The organism is Faecalibacterium sp., from assembly GCF_052358865.1.
Taxonomy (GTDB): domain Bacteria; phylum Bacillota; class Clostridia; order Oscillospirales; family Ruminococcaceae; genus Faecalibacterium; species Faecalibacterium butyricigenerans.
In genome coordinates this window covers 1-16,681 of the sequence record NZ_DAWCVJ010000023.1, presented here as the reverse complement: position 1 = coordinate 16,681, position 16,681 = coordinate 1, and the positions used below count along the sequence as shown (strand labels likewise).

15 protein-coding genes and 2 pseudogenes are annotated in these 16,681 nt (G+C 59.3%); all 17 read right to left on the bottom strand.

All coding sequences use genetic code 11. From position 1 onward, the window contains the following. Positions 1-2: 2 nt before the first annotated feature. Positions 3-539 carry a hypothetical protein gene (locus ACT8X9_RS05660; RefSeq protein ID WP_173827680.1) on the bottom strand — a complete coding sequence of 179 codons (537 nt, stop codon included), beginning with the start codon at positions 537-539 and terminating at the stop codon, positions 3-5. Further along, complete coding sequence (locus ACT8X9_RS05655) at positions 526-2,625, bottom strand: DNA topoisomerase 3 (RefSeq protein WP_444268390.1); 2,100 nt, start codon at positions 2,623-2,625, stop codon at positions 526-528. The genes ACT8X9_RS05660 and ACT8X9_RS05655 overlap by 14 nt, the downstream gene beginning before the upstream one ends. Beyond that, positions 2,622-3,173 (bottom strand): annotated as a pseudogene (locus tag ACT8X9_RS05650) (DUF4366 domain-containing protein); the annotation flags it as partial. The pseudogene ACT8X9_RS05650 and the gene ACT8X9_RS05655, both read right to left, overlap by 4 nt. Before the next feature lie 114 nt (positions 3,174-3,287). Then, positions 3,288-3,752 (bottom strand): annotated as a pseudogene (locus ACT8X9_RS05645) (SH3 domain-containing protein); the annotation flags it as partial. 25 nt (positions 3,753-3,777) lie between these two features. Next, positions 3,778-4,059, bottom strand: a complete 282-nt coding sequence (locus ACT8X9_RS05640; RefSeq protein ID WP_444268389.1) for a DUF4315 family protein — start codon at positions 4,057-4,059, stop codon at positions 3,778-3,780. After that, a complete protein-coding gene (locus tag ACT8X9_RS05635) occupies positions 4,046-4,786 on the bottom strand; it encodes a phosphoadenosine phosphosulfate reductase (RefSeq protein WP_444268396.1) in 741 nt (246 codons plus the stop codon). The genes ACT8X9_RS05640 and ACT8X9_RS05635 overlap by 14 nt, the downstream gene beginning before the upstream one ends. A 16-nt stretch (positions 4,787-4,802) precedes the next feature. Then, entirely contained in the window at positions 4,803-6,701 is a 1,899-nt protein-coding gene (locus ACT8X9_RS05630; protein ID WP_444268388.1) for a C40 family peptidase, read from the bottom strand. Then, positions 6,702-7,718: a DNA cytosine methyltransferase gene (locus ACT8X9_RS05625; protein WP_444268387.1), complete on the bottom strand. Its 1,017-nt coding sequence runs from the start codon at positions 7,716-7,718 to the stop codon at positions 6,702-6,704. Then, complete coding sequence (locus ACT8X9_RS05620; RefSeq protein WP_118550719.1) at positions 7,706-8,341, bottom strand: hypothetical protein; 636 nt, start codon at positions 8,339-8,341, stop codon at positions 7,706-7,708. The genes ACT8X9_RS05625 and ACT8X9_RS05620 overlap by 13 nt, the downstream gene beginning before the upstream one ends. Before the next feature lie 2 nt (positions 8,342-8,343). After that, a complete protein-coding gene (locus tag ACT8X9_RS05615) occupies positions 8,344-10,785 on the bottom strand; it encodes a VirB4-like conjugal transfer ATPase, CD1110 family (RefSeq protein ID WP_444268386.1) in 2,442 nt (813 codons plus the stop codon). Then, positions 10,736-11,137 (bottom strand): PrgI family protein, encoded by a 402-nt coding sequence (locus ACT8X9_RS05610; protein WP_279204130.1) that lies wholly within the window; start codon positions 11,135-11,137, stop codon positions 10,736-10,738. Before ACT8X9_RS05610 ends, ACT8X9_RS05615 begins: the two co-directional genes overlap by 50 nt. Positions 11,138-11,142: 5 nt before the next feature. After that, positions 11,143-11,700: an MT-A70 family methyltransferase gene (locus ACT8X9_RS05605; RefSeq protein WP_279204133.1), complete on the bottom strand. Its 558-nt coding sequence runs from the start codon at positions 11,698-11,700 to the stop codon at positions 11,143-11,145. 11 nt (positions 11,701-11,711) lie between these two features. Further along, a complete protein-coding gene (locus tag ACT8X9_RS05600) occupies positions 11,712-12,578 on the bottom strand; it encodes a VirB6/TrbL-like conjugal transfer protein, CD1112 family (RefSeq protein WP_444268385.1) in 867 nt (288 codons plus the stop codon). A gap of 66 nt (positions 12,579-12,644) precedes the next feature. Then, a complete protein-coding gene (locus ACT8X9_RS05595; protein ID WP_003510921.1) occupies positions 12,645-12,863 on the bottom strand; it encodes a Maff2 family mobile element protein in 219 nt (72 codons plus the stop codon). A gap of 32 nt (positions 12,864-12,895) precedes the next feature. Then, entirely contained in the window at positions 12,896-14,665 is a 1,770-nt protein-coding gene (locus ACT8X9_RS05590) for a VirD4-like conjugal transfer protein, CD1115 family (protein WP_337937123.1), read from the bottom strand. Next, positions 14,662-15,144 (bottom strand): PcfB family protein, encoded by a 483-nt coding sequence (locus ACT8X9_RS05585; RefSeq protein WP_444268384.1) that lies wholly within the window; start codon positions 15,142-15,144, stop codon positions 14,662-14,664. The genes ACT8X9_RS05590 and ACT8X9_RS05585 overlap by 4 nt, the downstream gene beginning before the upstream one ends. A gap of 5 nt (positions 15,145-15,149) precedes the next feature. Next, a complete protein-coding gene (locus tag ACT8X9_RS05580) occupies positions 15,150-16,049 on the bottom strand; it encodes a DUF6017 domain-containing protein (RefSeq protein ID WP_444268383.1) in 900 nt (299 codons plus the stop codon). Positions 16,050-16,681: the final 632 nt, after the last annotated feature.

Below are 16,681 nucleotides of genomic sequence, written 5' to 3'. Positions count from 1 at the left end.
CCTTACAATTCCGGCTCGGACTTCCCCTTGTGGGGCGCCGGCGCCTTGTTTTTTCCCATGCACTCCTGCTTGCTCTGCTCCAGCCGTTCCTTGATGGAGGGTTTCCGGTCCGTCTGCTTCTCCTGGGGGCGGTCATGCTGCCACTCGTCCCCGGACAGCGTTAAATAGCCCCTGCTGGTAAAACAGCCCTGTTCCTCCTGCATGGCGTATTTGCCAAAAGGAACGGGATCAATGGCCTTCAGCAACTCATCCGGGAAAACTATATCTGTATGCTCAAACAGATAGCGCCATCCCAGCGTATCCAGTTTATTGACACGGGACTCCAGGATGAAATACTCGGTATTGGCGGGGAACTCCCGAAATTGCTCCAGCGTGGTCAGACGATAGGGAGACTCCTGCACAGCGGCCAGAAGGTTCCGGTCCTCCTGAGAAAGGGTGGTCAAAGCCCGAAGTGCCGCCTCCTGCTCCGCAATGCTCCCCTCCTGGGGGAGCATTGCTTTCAGATCATTCAGGGAAATATCAGATTTACTTTTTGCCATTCACGCCCTCCTTCCGTTTGGGGAACTCCAGCTTGAAGCGGACATACTTCCCGCCGGTATCATCCAGCACCACCACCGCGTCATAGGAGGCGCCCTTCTTTTCAGACCACATCCCCTTGACGGAGGTGCGGCCCTTTTTCAGCAGGTCGCCGGCCATTTTCTTGGTCAGTTCCTTTTTGCGGGAGGTCCAGAAGCGGTCATCCTTCCACAGCACAAACTGGCAGGAGCGGTCGGAGCAGTAAAAATTCTTCTTGCCCTCATACACCGGCTTGCCGCAGCGGGGACAGAGGCCCACGGTCTCACGCTCCGGGGCAAACAGCTTTTGCCCCTCCTCGGAAATGTGGGAGTAATTTTTCACAAGCTCCCGCGTCATTTCAGAAATCCCATCCATGAACGAAGCGGGGTCCGCCTCGCCTCTGGCAATGCCGGTCAGCTTCTGTTCCCACTCCGCCGTGAGCATGGGAGAGGTCAGCGTATCCGGCAGGACAGTGACTAGGTTGATCCCCGCCTTGGTGGGGATGAGGCTTTTTCCCTTGCGTTCCACAAAACCGGCCGCCACCAGCTTTTCCAGGATCGCCGCCCTGGTGGCCGGGGTGCCCAGGCCCTTACGCTCGGCATCCTCCGGCATATCGTCTTTTCCGGCAGTCTCCATCGCCGCCAGGAGGGTGTCCTCCGTGTAGGCCTTGGGCGGGGCGGTGAAGTGTTCGGTGACAGCGGCCTTCACCCGGTTAAAAAGTTGACCTTCGGTGAAGTCCGGCAGGGCGGCGGGTTCCGCCTCGTCCTCCGGCTCCTCTTTCAGGGAAGCGCGGAAAATGCGGTCAATGTCCTTCCAACCCAGGGACAGCACATGGCGGCCCTTGGCGGTGAAGGCGTGCCCGCCACAAGTAAAGTCGGCCGTGACCGCCTCGTACACATACGGCTCCGCCGCCGCGCACAGCAGCTCCCGGCACACCAGCAGCAAGGTGTTCCGTTCTCCCACAGTCAGTTCGGACAGGTCGGCTTTCTCCAGCTCCAGCGTGGGGATGATGGCGTGGTGGTCGGACACCTTCCCATCATTCACCAGCGCCGCAACATCAGGGAAGAAGTCCGGGCAAGTATCGAAGGGCGGCACCCGCGCCGCCAGATGCAGAACCACAGAGGCGGTCTCCGCCATGTCAGCGGTCAGATACCGGCTGTCCGTCCGGGGATAGGTCAGCAGCTTCTTCTCGTAGAGGGATTGTGCGTAGTCCAGCGTCTGTTTCGCCGTGTAGCCGAAGATACGGTTTGCCTCCCGCTGGAGGGTGGTCAGGTCGTACAGCCTGGGCGGCGCCTCTTTCTTCTGTTCACGGGTGACGGAAGCGCAGACTGCCTCCGCGCCGGCACAAGCCGCCCGCAGGGCCTCCGCCTCCTCCGGGGCGGCGATCTTCTCCGACACCGCCTCGGCCCCGTCCAGGGCAAGGCGCACATGGTGGTACTTCTCCTTGCGGAACATTGTGATTTTGCTGTCCCGGTCCACCAGCATGGCAAGGGTGGGCGTCTGGACACGCCCTACATTCAGGGTGCGGTGGTAGAGGACAGAAAAAAGTCTTGTGGCATTGATCCCGATGAGCCAGTCCGCTTTCTGACGGCAGAGGGCGGACTGATACAGCGGGTCATACTCCGCGCTGGGGCGCAGATTGTTAAAGCCCTCCCGGATGGCCGCGTCCTCCATCGAAGAAATCCAGAGGCGGGAGAAAGGCTTGGAGCATCCGGCAGCCTCATAGACCAGCCGGAAAATGAGCTCACCCTCCCGTCCAGCGTCGCAGGCGTTGACCAGCTCGGTGACATCCTCCCGGTCCATGAGGCGCTTCAAGTTCTGGAAGGCGTCCTCCTTGTCCTTCACCAGCACATAGCGGAAGGGCTCCGGCAGGATGGGAAGGTCGTCATACCGCCATTTCTTGTAGCCGGGGTCATAGCCCGCCGCGTCCATCGGGGACACCAGATGACCCACGCACCAGCTCACCAGGTAGCCATTCCCCTCAAAACAGCCGTCGGCCCTGGATGTGACATTCAGGGCCGACGCGACGGCTTTTGCAACACTCGGTTTCTCACAGATCACCAGCTTCATTTCGTCTCCTCCGTTTCTTCCTCCTGTTCAGGTTCGTCCTCGTTGATATACTCCTCCTCATCCGCAAAATCATAGTCGTCCGGGTCTGCGCTGGCCTTGGACGCCTGCTTGGGCTTGACGAACTTGATGTAGGCAAAGGCTCCGCCGCCGCCCAGCATCAGCAGCACCAGGACCAGCGCCAGGGCGCCCATGCCCCCGGACTTCTCCTCCTCCGGCTCCGGTTCGGGTTCCGGCTCCGGCTCCGCGCCGGCGCACTCGGCCATATTCACCGCGCACACCTCGCAGGAAGTGTTCACCGCCCCGGCCTGGCATTTCTCCGTACAGGTGCAGACCGCCGGCGCCTCCTGGGCCTCGCCATCCTCCATCAGGGCAAGAAGGTCCGCCTCGTCCACCTGGTTCAGGAAGTGAACCGTCTGCGCCCCCTCGTCGTCCCGGTCGATGATGAGATAAAAAACATTCCCGCTTTTTGTCTCCACCGTGATGAACTGTTTGCCGGAGGAGGTCCCGCCGATGTCATCCACAAGGGAGAGGTTCCCGTCCGGGGTCAGGGCAGCGCCTGTCCCATACGATAGGCCGGAAGTGAACAGCTCCAGGAGCGGGGAAAGCTCCGCCCCATCCAGGGAGAGGGAGAAGGTGCCCGTGTCCGTGATGGTCAGGTAATCGGAATGGACATAGCCCTCGCGCTCCGGCAGAAGCACCTTGACCCATTCGCCCTCGGTGCCGATGACTTCCACCTGCGCCCCGTTGGGAAGCTGGGTAAAGGCGTCGTTTTCCAGCCCCGCGCCGGTACGGACATTCAGGTTTCCCCCACAGGTGGTCACAGTCCCGATCTGCTGGGTCTCCAATCCCTCCGCATCAGGGGTAAACTGGATACCCTCCTCGGTGACCGTGACGGTCCCCAGACCGCCCAGCAGTTCGGCAAGCTGATCCAGAGTATCAGCGCCGGCCTGCGTATCATTGTTGCCAGCAGTATCTTCATCATCGGTCACAGTGACCTCCGGGGACTCGGCATCCCCCGTGGGAGCGGCCTCTGTCCCGGCCGTTTCCGTGTAGTAGGGTTCTCCATCCCCGCCGCCGGCGAAGGCCGGAACCGCAAAAGCCGTGGTACAAAGCACCACGGCCAGCATCGACGTAAACAGGCGGATGATCTTTTTACTCCTCATTCTCGTGATCCTCCATATCTTCCTCGCCGGGGTCCGCCGCGGCCTCCGCCTCCATCATGCCCTCCGGCAGGGTGATAAGGCCGCTGGCGTAGGCCTTCAGGAAGGCCGTCAGCTCCCGATTATCCATCTTCACCGCCTTGACCATGCGGACGATCTCCAGGTTCTCCTCCTCGGTAAGCTGCGCCTCCAGGGTACGGAGGCGCTTCTGCTGCTCAGAGATCTTCTCCTTGGTCTTTTCAATGTCACGGCGGATCTTCTCAACAGTTGCCATGTGTGCAAAACTCCTTTCCAAATTGTTCTTTCCATGAATAGTTGCGGCCCAGGCCCTGGACCGTTTTCAAATTGGGGCGGGCGTTGTCCTCCAGGGCGATGGCCCTTCGGAACAGGTCCGGGTGGTGGTCCCGCAGGTGGATGATCTCCTCCGCCCGCATACTGGGGCAGAAGAAACAGGAGGACTTGCCCGGCTGGGGCAGGCCCGCATTTTCAATGGCCTGCATACAAGCCGCCCGGTCCCATCCCCACTCCATCAGGGGATACCACTTGCTGTACTTGGGGTCGGCCAGGTCTCCCAGCAGCACCTTGTCGCTGCGGTAGCCCTCGCCGGCGTCGTAGCCAATAAATTTCACCACCCGCTTGCCCGCTGCCCATGCCTTTTGGCAGGGCAAATAGTGATTGCAGAACTTTTCCTGTGGCCCGATCTTGTGTTTCAGGGAACACCGCTTGAAGCCGTAGGCGATGGAAGGCAGGGTGCCGCTCTGCAAACACTCCTGCTCCAGGGTCAGCCGCTTTCCGTCCCGCGTGGTCTTGTAGACTCTGGTGATGGGCGGCATCCCGTGGTCCTTCAGCCATCGGTCCATGACGTCCAGGTAGGCATAGGTGTGGGGATGCTCCGCCCCGGTATCCGCAAAGAGGATCAGGTCCACCGGGATGCGGTGCTGGTGCAGGCCGATCAAAAGGGCGGTGCTGTTGACACCGCCCCCGTAGGAAACCATATTGATGCTTTACCACCTCCCATCAGTTGTACGGCGGCCGGCCGTAGGCATAAAAGTGAGACTGCCAGTAGCTGGTGTTCAAATTGGTGTAGGAAATCGGGTCTCCGCAATGCAGCATCATTCCATCGCCCACATAAATACCCACATGGGAGATACCGCTGGTGTCATAGGTGCCCACGAAGAACACCAGATCACCGGGCTGGGGGTCGGATACCGGCGTGGAGATATTGTAGAGCCCCTGGGCGCCCAGCCGCCCGGTATTGCACAGGCCGGTATTGGTCAGCACATAGCTGACGAAGCCGGAACAGTCAAAGGAGGTCTCCGGGCTGCTCCCGCCCCACACATAGGGGTATCCCAGGTATTTCTCCGCCTCGGTGATGAGGGTGGCGAACCGCTCATCCGTCAGGTACTCGGCGGGAATGTCCCAGGCCGTGGGCGGGTTCTCAATGTACTTGCCCACATACCCGGAGGACGGGAACAGGTCCGGTCGGTTGCCCAGGGTGGACATATACACGGCGTACATGGAGAGCTGGTCCTCGCCCATGATGTAGACCGGCACATGGGAGAGGTCGAAATTCTCCAGGGTGACGGTGCAGATATACCAGGTGTAGGGAACCTCTACCTCGTACTCGTTGCCCTCGCTGTCCGTCCTCGTTTCTGTCCGATACCGTGTTTCAGTGGTCACGGTCTCGGTGAGGATGTACTGCTTGTCAAAGAGCATTTCCAGATCCCCTTGCACCTCGTCCAGGGTGAACACCCCCTCGTGAAGCGCCGACAGGATGGACAGCAGCACATAGGGGTCATGCTCGATCTCGTCCAGGTCAAAGTGGTACTCGTCGTAGTCGTGGGTGGCCTCGTAGGTGTTCAGATATTCTTGCAGCTCCGCCTCCATCTCGCAGTAGGCGGCCTCGGCCCCGGTCAGGTCCGCGTCCTCCGAAAGATAGGAGGAGGCCACCAGGCCGGAAGTCCCGCCCCCGAACATGGAGGTGCAGGACTGCATCAGCCCCATGATGAGCATGAGGATCAAGCCGATCCCGCCCACAATGAGGAGGGTGTGTTTGTTCTTGGTGACGAAGCCGCCCAGCTTCTGGGCGATGGTCCCGCCGCCCTTCTTCGCTGCGGAGGCGGCGGTCTGGGACGCCTTGCCCGCGGCCTGGGCTGCGCCGGTTCCTGCCCGGTGAGCGGCGGCGTACTGTTTTTGCAGCCGTTTCTTCTGCCACAGGCGGGAGATGGGGTTACTGGACGCAAGCTGGGGATTTTCCATGACGGACTTCCGCCAGTAGAAATCGGCATTGGATTTCACCGCTGCCTGCTCCGCCTGTTTCACATCCCGCCAGGGTTTCAGTTTCCGGTCCGTGCGTGCCTGATGGATACGCCGGCCGCCATAGCCCACGGCCTTCTCGATCTGCCGCTCCCCCAGGTGGCCGGCCTGGACGCCGGAATTTTCACCCTCCACCTTGCTCACTTCGCTGTGGAGGGTGGACTTCACCTCCTGCACCGGCCGGGATAAGGGGTTGCCATGCTCCTTACCGGGAGGCTTCACGGGGACGGCGGCCTTTGCCGCGTCCAGCTTATCCGCCGCCTTGTCCGACTTGCGGACAGCTTTTTTCAGCTCCGGCGCCGCCCGGTCTGCCTCCGAAAACTGCAAACGGGAGGAAGGGCGGTCCCTGGCCGCCTCACCCTCCCGGAAGGTGTCGCGCCGCTTGCGCCGCGCTTTTTTCGCCTGGCGCCGTTCCACATGGCCCTCCACCTCGTCCACCGCCCGGCTCAATGTCCCCGCCGTTTCATCAGCAGAGGAATAGTCCTGTTCCTGGGGGCGGTCCGAAATGTGGGTGGCCTCGCCGGTCACCAGGTTCACCGAAATGGCCCCGTCACGGGTCATCTTCTGGGCCTCCTTCTCGGAGGCTTTCCATTCCTGCATTTATCCGTCACCTCCTCCATAGGGGCAGATGCTGGCGCACGCCCCGGTCTCAATCGCCGCGATATAGTGAAAAATGGGATAGGCCTGGGGCGGGCAGACCGCGTTGCCCAGGGTTTTCAGCCGCAGGGCCCGGTCTTTCGTGTCCTCGGTGATCCGGGGGACGCCCTCCGGCTCGGCGGCCCAGAGGATACGGCCGTCCATCCCTGGGGGAAGCCCATGAGCCATTCCACCCAGTCCGGGTTCAGCGCCGCCTTCTCCGAGAGCGGTTTCTCCTGGTGGATGATCTGCGCCGACAGGTTGGCCGCCGGGGATTTCTCCCGGAAGGCCGCCGGTTTCAGGGTGGAGCGGTAGCCCTCCGACGCCGCCGGCGTCAGGTAGAATACCGCCGCCGACAGGGACAGGCTCCAGATCGTCCCGTCCTTGTTCCGCTTTCGGAAGATCCCGTTGTCCGACAGGAACACATCCAGGTTGGCAGCGTCCCGGCAGGTGGATTTGTCGGAGGCAAGGGGCGTGGGAAACATCAGCCGCGACGATAAAAGTTCGCTGGCGCTCATGCCATGCGCCGACGCCGCAAGCCGGAAATACGAATGGGAGAACAGCGTATCCCGCTTTTGCCAGGTCAAAAATCGTTTTGTCGAGCCCCATATTGATGAAGCCAGCAACATTTTCCCCAAGCACCCAACGGGGCCGCAGTTCGGCAATAACTCTGCACATCTCCGGCCACAGGTAGCGTTCATCCGCAAAGCCCCGCCGCTTTCCTGCGGTGGAGAAGGGCTGACAGGGGAAGCCGCCGGAAATGATGGTGACTGTTTCAAGTCCTGTTTTCTCAAAAAACGCCTCCTTCGTAAATGTGGTGATGTCCCGGAACTTCGGTACATCCGGCCAGTGCCGCTCCAGGACGGAATAGGGATAGTCCGCCCACTCACACTGGCAGACGGTCTCGAACCCAGCTGCCTCCGCCGCCAGGTCCAGACCGCCAATGCCGGAGAACAGGCTCACATGAGTCAGTCGCTCCATACCTCGTCCCCTTCAAGGTCTCCCTCGTCCTGGGGCTCCTCCACATCCTCCAGGCGGACCAGATTATGGCGGCGGATGATGGACTCCTCCAGGATGTCCTGGGCGGCGTTGCTGTCCTCCGGGAGGCCCAGGCTGCGGTAGAGCTTTTTCAGCACCTTCTCATAGCCGCCTGCCTTTTTCTTCAGGCGGAGGAAGTCCTTCTCCGTTTCCGCCGCGGACAGGCGGCGGGCCAGCGAGTAGTAGAGGACGATCAGGTGGTGGATGTCGCCCACCAGCATACGGAAGCCGCTGCCGGGGATAATGTACTCATCCTTATACTTCTTGGGCTTCGGCTCCTCCTCAGGGACGGCCTCCACCTCGTCCAGTTCCTTGTCCATGAGCCCCTTCAAATCCTTGGGGTCGCCGAACACCAGATAGCGGCCGGGGATGCCCCAGCTCTGGAACTTCTCCTCGGCGATCTCGCCGTAGCGTTTCGCCGCGTCCAGCACATGGAACACGTCCTCCTCATCCTTGATCCGGCCCGCCAGGAAGGCAAGCTGATGGAGAAGGCCGTACAGGTGAACCTCATCGTTGATATGGGAGAGATAGGTTTTGCCGTCGATAATGTAGATCTTGTTTTTCATATTCACGCCTCCGTTTCCGCCGCGTGCTCCACCTCGCTGGGCTTGGTGGTGAGCAGCTTGTAAAGCTCCGTGTCCTTGGGGAAGTCGTCCGCAAAGGGCAGGATCACATTGTTGAAGAACAGCAGCCCATGGCCCGGCTCGGAATTGGTCACATAGGCAAGCTGTTCCGCCGAAATGCCCAGCCGCTCCGCCAAAATCTTGCGGTCGCCGGCGGCCTGGTTGAGCATATAGATGAAATCGCTGTTTTCCAGGATGTTCTCGATCTCCGGGGAGGAGAGCAGGTCCTTGGGGTTCTGGGTCGCCCCGGTGGGCACCCCGCCCCATTTTCTAAACCGTTTCCAGATCTCCGCCGAATAGGCCGCCGTCTGCTCCTCCTTCAGCAGGAGGTGGAACTCGTCCACGAAATACCAGGTGGAGCGCCCAATGGCCCGGTTGATGGTGACGGTGTTCCACACCGCATCCTGGACAATGAGCATCCCCGGCTTTTTCAGGTTCTTGCCCAGACCCTTGATGTCAAAGCAGACCAGCCGGTTGCGGATGTCCACGGTAGTGCGGTGATTAAAGAAGTTCAGCGAACCGTTCACATACAGATCCAGCGCCTGGGCCACCCGGTCGGCCTCCGGGATGCCCTGCGCCAGCAGCGCCTCCATCAGGTCGCCCAGGATGGGCATATTCTCCGGCCGGGGGTCCGCGAAGTAGGGCTGGTAGATCTTCTGCACCGCCCGGTCGATGACCGTTTTCTCGATGGCCTCCAGCCCCGTCTTGCTACCCATGATGAGCTCGCAGAAGGACAGCACGAAGTCACTTTTCAGCGCCAGGGGGTTCTCCTCATCCGAATAATTCAGGTTGATGTCCAGCGGGTTCACATAGTCGGTGCTGGACGGGGACAGCCGGATCACCTGCCCGCCCAGCCGCTTCACCAGGGGCGAATACTCGTCCTCCGGGTCGCAGATGATGACGTTATCTTTGGTGGTCAGGATGATGAAGGTGATCTCCCGCTTACAGCTCATGGACTTGCCGCTGCCCGGTGTGCCAAACACCAGCCCGTTGGGGCTCCTGGACTGTTTGCGGTCCAGCAGGATCATGTTGTTGCTTAAAGCGTTGAGGCCGTAGTACATGGCGTCCCCGCCCATGAACAATTCCTGGGTGACAAAGGGGACGAACACCGCCAGGGCCGATGTGGTGAGGCTGCGTTCGATCTTGATACGGTTCAGGCCCAGGGGAAGGCTGCTCATCAGCCCATCCTCCTGCTGGAAGTCCAGCCGGGTGAGGAGGCAGTTGTAGGTCTGCGCCACACTGGCCGCCTGGGATACGGCGATCTCCAGCTTCTGCTTGGTTGCCGCCATGTGCATGACCAGGAAGGTCAGATTGAACATTCGCTCGTTCCGGCTTTGCAGGTCCTGGAGGATGGTTTTTGCCGCGCCGCCGTAGGTGGCAAGATCGCTGGGGAGTATGTCCATATCGTATCCGCTCCGCACCGCCCGCTTCTGCTCCGCGATCTTCATGGCGTCCAAATCGGTGATCTTGCGCTTGACCATCTTGATGGCCTCGTTCTGGTTGATGCCCCGGATGTGCATGGTCACCAGGATATTGCCCTCGGTCTCCATGAACTCCGCCAGGATACGGTCGTGGATCTCCGGGGCGGTGATCTGCAAAAAGCTCACCGCGCCGTACATCTCGCCAATGCGGAAGGTGCGGGTCTCCCCGAACTGGAAGGAGGACGGGGCGATGAAGTCCTTGACCGAAAGGCCGCTGGGCGCCAGCCAGTCCCAATCGAAAGCGAACTTCCCGCCCTCCGGACGGCGGCCGTCTGCCGGGTGGAGGATGCCGTGAAGCAGCTCCAGCCGCTCCTTCCCGTCCAGCACATGGGCGGCGGCGCCCATGACCTTGAAGCGGTTGAGGGTGTCGGTCTCAATGCGGGCGAACCGGGCCCGCGCCGCCGGAAGGTTCTCCGCCTCGATGGTCAGGGTGACATACTTGGTTTTCACATAGCCGTTGCTGCCCCGCTCATACTGGAAGCGCAGTATCCCGGCCGCGTCCTCCCGGATGGGGTCCAGGTCGTCCCCCTGGGGATGGATGCCGAACAGGTCCTCCTCCGGCCCATGCTCCACATACCGGCTGCTCAAAGTCATCTGCACCCCGATGGAGGGGTCGTAGCCGTTGTAGAAGTCGCAGAGGTGTTCAAAGATGTCCCGCTGATCCTCCGGTCCGGCCAGGCGGTAATTCACATCCGCAAAGGCAATCGTCTTGGAAAAAGAATTGCCATCCAGCCGGCACAGCCCGTCCGGGAAAATGTTGCGGAAGGGGATGCTGTCCTGCACCGTATGGGCTTTCCCGTCCCCCTTGGCCTGGCGGACCACCGCCTCGATCTGCTTGCGCTCGGCGCGGGTCAGCTTACGCTTTGCCCTTGCCGGACGCTCGTTTTTTGCCGCTTTTGCCTGCAATCTTTCTCACCTCCTGTTCCAGTTCGTATTGCCGCACCAGGGCGGAATAGAGATTGTTGGTCTGGTAGATCCGCACCTTGGGGCGGATAAACTTGTTCTGAATGAGATGCCCCAGGAACACCTCCAGGGGCTGCCCGTTCTTCTCGTACATGGCGAACAGGAAAAAGGGCAGCATGACCAGAATCATGCAAAGAGCCGCCGTGGTGGTCCCCAGCGCGCCCCTGCTCAAAAAGAAAAGCGGCACGCCAATAACTGCCGCCGCTCCGAAACAAATCACCTGCCGCTTGGTCAGCCCGAACAGGACCTTGCTCTGTACCCGGCTAAGGTCCTTCGGGATCGTTACATAGGCCAATAAAATCAGCTCCTTTCCGCAAGCTGAATATCGCTTGCTACTTCATTTCCCCACACATCCCAGCCTGGGGTTGCCTGGCGGGCAAACAGCTCAATCCGGGGGACATCCCCCATCAGGGTCTCAATCCGGCGCCGCGCCTCATCAGGCTTTTTACTATGTTCCTCAATGTGTGAGAGAATGACCTGCTTGACATCCCTGGCCTCCCTTTTAGGGTGTCCACGGGTCGCCAGCAGGCAAATCTCCGCGTTGGCGCGGGTCCAGTATCCCATCCCGGTGAAAATATTGTCTGACCTGCGGCACTGTTTCACCCACACGAAGGCCACCGTCTTGAAGGTGAAGCCCCAGGCGTCCATGACGCCCCAGCCCTCCCGGAGCATGGGGAAGGTGATCCAGAGGAACAGCGCACAGTCCTTGGCCGCAAGCCGGGACACGGGCAGCGCCTTGATGGCCTCTATGCTCATGGTAGGATAATGACTTTCCGCGCTCCGGCCGGTGCCTTTCTTGCTCCAAACCTTGTAAGACCAGGGAGGGTCTGCGTAAATGACATTGTATTTCTTTTCCATAGCCACCTCCTTTAGTGCGCCCCGAACAGGGACTTGGCGAGGCTGCCGGTCTTGAAAAGCGTGAAGCACAGGAGAACCGTGTAGCCCATACAGCCCCAAATGGCGCCGGAAATATTGTCGCCGCTCAAAGAAATACTCTCCACCAATACGGCGTAGATTCCCACGCAGATCATAATGAGAAACGCCTGGAAGCCCAGGGCCAGCAGGGAGCGGAGGTAGTTCTGCCCCGTGTTGCCCCACTCCCGGTTCGCCATCGTGGCAAATGGGATGGGTCCTATTGAGGTCACCAAATACACCTCAATCATTCTGCCGTAGATCACCAGGAAGATACAGATGGAAAGGATCTGCGTACACAGGCCCACGAAGATGCTCTGGAACCACAGCCCCAGCAGGGCGCCGATACTCCAATCCGCAAGCTGGGTCTCCAGGTCGGCGGTCACGCTGGAAATGTCAATGCCCGCGTCGGTGATGATGACGCCGGCACTCTGGCTCACCACATTCTGCGCCACATCGAACACCGCCATGACGATATTCCAGGTGTTGGTGACGATGAGCACCGCGCAGAAGGTCTTGAAGATCCACTTGAAGAAGATCCAGGTGTCAAAGTCATGGAGGTTATTCTTTTCGATGATGAGCTGGATGAGCTCATAGCACATGACAAAGGTGAGGACGATGCTGGCGATGGGGACGATGACGGTCTCCGAGAGGCTGCGGACCATGTTGAAAATGCCGCTGTTCCACGCCGAGGGCGTCATGCCCACCTCCCCGGCGATCTCGCCTACCTTGGTATTCAGGGTATCAAACATCCCGGTCAGGTTTGAAATGATACCGTCAATGAGCAGTTCCTGGAACCACTCCTGTATCGCGTCAAAGATCAACGGGGATCACCTCCTTTGCGGGAGGCCCCGTGTACCGGGACCTCCCGCGGGTGTTATGGGGAGTCATCAGGCGGAGAGCAGACCGGACAGCAGGGGGATCAGGGTAAGGCCGATGAGCGCGACACCGCCGCCGGCCATAAGCTGCTTGATCCCCTGAGATTTGGAGGCAGGGTTGTCCTGCCCGTAACCTTCCAGGAGGTTGATGCCGCCCCACACGCACAGGCCGCCGCCCAGCGCGATCACCAGAGTCTGCAATACATCGATAGCGTTAGTGAAAAAATCCATAAATCATATTTCCTTTCTTCGTTGTAGAATTGTTATTGAAGGTCCGTTGCTGTCAATTCGTACATCTCGAAAGGCTCATCCGGCTTCACGATGGCCGGTTTGCGTTTCATGTACCGTTCCATATCAAAGAGGTACTTCTTGTCGGCGTCGGCGGTGTACTTATAGTTCGGGTGCTTCGTCAGGTCGTACTTGTCCGAGAGAAACGGGCGCACGCCCCGCAGCATGAAGATACACTTGCCTCCGTCCATTACTGCCAATTCGTCCTGGGTCATCAACTCCTTTCCCAATTTCTGATAGGTGAGGCCGTGAGAAACCTGGCTGCCCCGGTTTTCGGATTGATTGAAGCTGTCGATGGTCTCCTTGCCCAGCAGCTCCGAAATTTCTTTCAGGGTGGATTTCTCCTTGCCTCCCAAAAACAAGGTGCTGTCGCAGTTACCCACGATGGTATCCGCCGCGTCCTTGTAGATGGTCTTTAACTGGCTTTGGCTCTGCAAAATAATAGAAGCCGAGATTTCCCGGCTTCGGATAGTGGCGATCAGCTTGTCGAAGTTCGGGATTTGCCCGATATTCGCAAACTCATCCAGCAGACACCGCACATGGACCGGCAGGCGGCCGCCGTAGAAGTCGTCCGCCTTGTCGCACAACAGATTGAAAAGCTGAGAGTACATGAGCGCCGCCACAAAATTGAAAGTGCTGTCCGTATCCGAGAGGATGACGAACAGCGCCGATTTGCGGTCGCCCAGGGTATCCAGCTCCAGCTCGTCCTCCGCCATGAGGTCCCGCAGCTCCGCGATGTCAAAGGGAGAAAGGCGGGCGCCGCAGGAAATCAGAATCGACTTCAAAGTTTTGCCCGCGGCCATTTTGAATTTGCGGTACTGCTTCACGGCGAAGTGGTCCGGGTGCTCCTTCTCCAGCTTGGCGAACAGCAGGTCCACGGGGGACTGGAACTCCTCGTCGTCCTCCCGCGCCTCGCTGGCGTTGATGAGGTCCAGCAGGGTGATGAAGTTGCGCTCCTCCGGCTCCGCCTCGTACCAGATGTACCCGATGAGGGCAGAATAGTACAGGCGCTCGGCTTTGACCCAAAAATCCTCGGAACTCTTTTCGCCCTCTCCCTTGGTGTTAAGGATCAAGGCGTTCACCAGCTTCAAAATATCCTTCTCGCTGCGGATGTACGCCAGAGGGTTGTACCGCATGGACTTCTTGAAGTTGATGAGGTTCAGGCTTTTAATGCGGTATCCCTTGCGGTCCAGCAGAGCGCCCACCTCGTTCAGGATGGTGCCCTTGGGGTCCGTGACCACATAGGAGGAATGGCACTGGAGCAGGTTGGGCTTGACGAAAAACCGCGTTTTGCCTGAGCCGGAACCGCCGATGACCAGGATATTTTTATTTCTTGCGTACTTGGGCTCTTTCGGGCGGCTCGACATGGTGATCCGCTCCGTCTGGGTGAGAAGGACATTCTGGGAAAAGTCCGGGTCCACATAGGGGGCGATGTCGGCCGGGGTGCCCCAGCGGGCGCTCCCGTACTCGATCCCCCGGCGGTATTTCTTCGCGTTCTTGCCCTTGGAGTAGACCGCCAGCCGGATCAGCACCGCGCCGGCGGCGCCCACGCACAGGTCCAGCAGATGGAAGCTGGGCGCCAGGCTGGCAAAGGCCGCCGAAAAGCCCTGCCCGATGTGGAGCAGCTTCTCCGAGGCGGCCGCCCCAGGGGAAAGCCGCACCCCCTGGCAGAGCTTGTCAAAGAGATACACGAAGATGAGATACGGGAGGTTGAGCAGCACCAGCTTTTTCACCTTGTCGGTCATCGCGCCACCTCCCGGTCCTTGGTCTTGACCTTCTCCCGTTCCCGGTGTTTGGCCTTGGTCTGTTCCTGGGCCTGGGCCAGCCGCTCCCGGATGGTGGGGCGCTTCTCCCGGTTCAGGGTCATGGCGGTGAACTCTTTGAAGGCCGGCTGAAGCTGGTCCTTGTCCTTCGCCTTGAAGAACACATAGTAGTGCGGTGGGTCGGTGGTGGGGTCCTTTTTCAGGGCATAGTCGATGTCATACTTTTTCGCCACCACGGAAAACGCCTTAATGTTCTGTTCGGTGATCTCGATGTTGGTCAGGGAGGCCCCATGCTGTTTGAGCTGGTGCAGGGTCTGTTTCCCTTGGTGGAGGGTGCGCTGGGAGGGCTTCTTCTGCATCTCCTCCAGCACCTTTTTCACGGCCTTTTGGAGCAGGTCCGCCGTCATCTTGCCGGCCTCCACCGAGAGGGATACCGTCCTCTGCGTGATTTCTTCCTGCACTCACATCACCTCCGTTCTCCACTGCCGTACATATCGTGGCTCACCAGGGAAGTGTAGTAGCTGTCGATGGTGGCCGGAGCGTTATACAGGGCAGCCAGCAGATATTTCTTGATGTTACGGACATAGGTGGTGTTCTCCCGCATACGGTCCAGCACATACTCGATATGGGAACTGTTCAGCTTCAGGAACCGGGATTTGACCACCTCCGCCGGATAGTCGTCCCCGGCAATGCGGATCATCTCCCGATGGGAGCAAACCGTGTCCACCATGAGCTCCACCAGTTCATCCAGCCGGTCACGGTCCAGGCGCTCATTCTGTATGAGGATGTCATACTCGATGTTCTCCAAAATCAATTCCCGATAGCTCTCTCGCTCCCGCATCCAATCCCGTCCGGCCCTATCCGAGCCCCTGGGGGTTTGGGGGCTTGATAGGATAGGATTTGATCCTTCCGTACTTGATAAATCTTTTTTTGATTTATCTTTACTTGATTCTTTAGTATTTAATTGTGCGGGGTTTTCCTGTTCAGGTTCTCCCAAGACAGGGGAAGCCTGTTCAGGATTATCCAAGACTGGATTTTCCCGTTCAGGTTTTCCCGGTTTAGGTTCCGGCGGTCTGGGCTGCTCCAGGATCATGTACTCGATGGCGCCGAGCTGACCGTTTGCGTTGCGGACCCGCTGGCGGATCACATAGCCGTGTTCCTCCAGCTCCCGCACTCCGGCGCAGATGCTGTCAACGCCATCTTTGCAGATCCGAGCCAGCCCCTTGGTGGTATAGTCCCATTCCTCCGGCAGGGAGAGCATGAGGGAGAGAAGGCCCTTCGCTTTCAGCGAAAGCGACTTGTCCCGCAGGTGATGGTTGGACATCACCGTGTAGTCGCGGGTTTTCTCAATGCGGAATACCGCCATGTTGGATACCTCCTTCCGTTGGTTTTGAAAAGTGTTCGTTTCGGTGGTTTTGCGCCCCTGTATCACCGTCCGGCCTCCCATGAGGGAAAGAATATGGGCGGCTTCGTTTGCGCCGCCCACAGGCGAAAAAACAGGGGGTTTCCCACCCGTTTTCATACAGTTTTGGGTGCCCCCAGCAGGGCATAAAAAAACGCCACAGGTTTGTGTTACCTATGGCGTTTGGGACAGGAAAAGGGTGCTGACATTTCATATCAGCACCCTTTGTCCTGCCAGTATTAAATTTTTGACTTCACATCGTGTTCCTTGCCTCTGAAAACATTGATTTTACTGGACTTGCTCATGTTTTCTTATTAGGAGGCGGGGAAAGCGGTTCCTTTTTTGGTGGTTGGCGGCTAGTGACTGGTGGCTGGTGACTTGAAGGGTGCTTTTGGGCATTACCTACATAGGGAAAGAGGGGCCGCGCCAGCGGCGCTTGGGTACTCTCGTAATTCGCCTGCTTGAACCGCATTTTCCCAATCCCTTTCATACCGCCGGTGCCCTATCCGCCCCTTCGGGGCACCTTCCCCTCGAGGGGAAGGCTATTAAGTTAAGGAAATCGTTAGCTGCGTAACGTCTTGCTTCCCCCTTCGGGG

Coding starts and splice junctions, on each gene's coding strand:
- ACT8X9_RS05660 (WP_173827680.1), bottom strand. CDS start 539: ATGGCAAAAAGTAAATCTGATATTTCCCTGAATGATCTGAAAGCAATG.
- ACT8X9_RS05655 (WP_444268390.1), bottom strand. CDS start 2,625: ATGAAGCTGGTGATCTGTGAGAAACCGAGTGTTGCAAAAGCCGTCGCG.
- ACT8X9_RS05640 (WP_444268389.1), bottom strand. CDS start 4,059: ATGGCAACTGTTGAGAAGATCCGCCGTGACATTGAAAAGACCAAGGAG.
- ACT8X9_RS05630 (WP_444268388.1), bottom strand. CDS start 6,701: ATGCAGGAATGGAAAGCCTCCGAGAAGGAGGCCCAGAAGATGACCCGT.
- ACT8X9_RS05625 (WP_444268387.1), bottom strand. CDS start 7,718: ATGGAGCGACTGACTCATGTGAGCCTGTTCTCCGGCATTGGCGGTCTG.
- ACT8X9_RS05620 (WP_118550719.1), bottom strand. CDS start 8,341: ATGAAAAACAAGATCTACATTATCGACGGCAAAACCTATCTCTCCCAT.
- ACT8X9_RS05605 (WP_279204133.1), bottom strand. CDS start 11,700: ATGGAAAAGAAATACAATGTCATTTACGCAGACCCTCCCTGGTCTTAC.
- ACT8X9_RS05595 (WP_003510921.1), bottom strand. CDS start 12,863: ATGGATTTTTTCACTAACGCTATCGATGTATTGCAGACTCTGGTGATC.
- ACT8X9_RS05590 (WP_337937123.1), bottom strand. CDS start 14,665: ATGACCGACAAGGTGAAAAAGCTGGTGCTGCTCAACCTCCCGTATCTC.
- ACT8X9_RS05580 (WP_444268383.1), bottom strand. CDS start 16,049: ATGGCGGTATTCCGCATTGAGAAAACCCGCGACTACACGGTGATGTCC.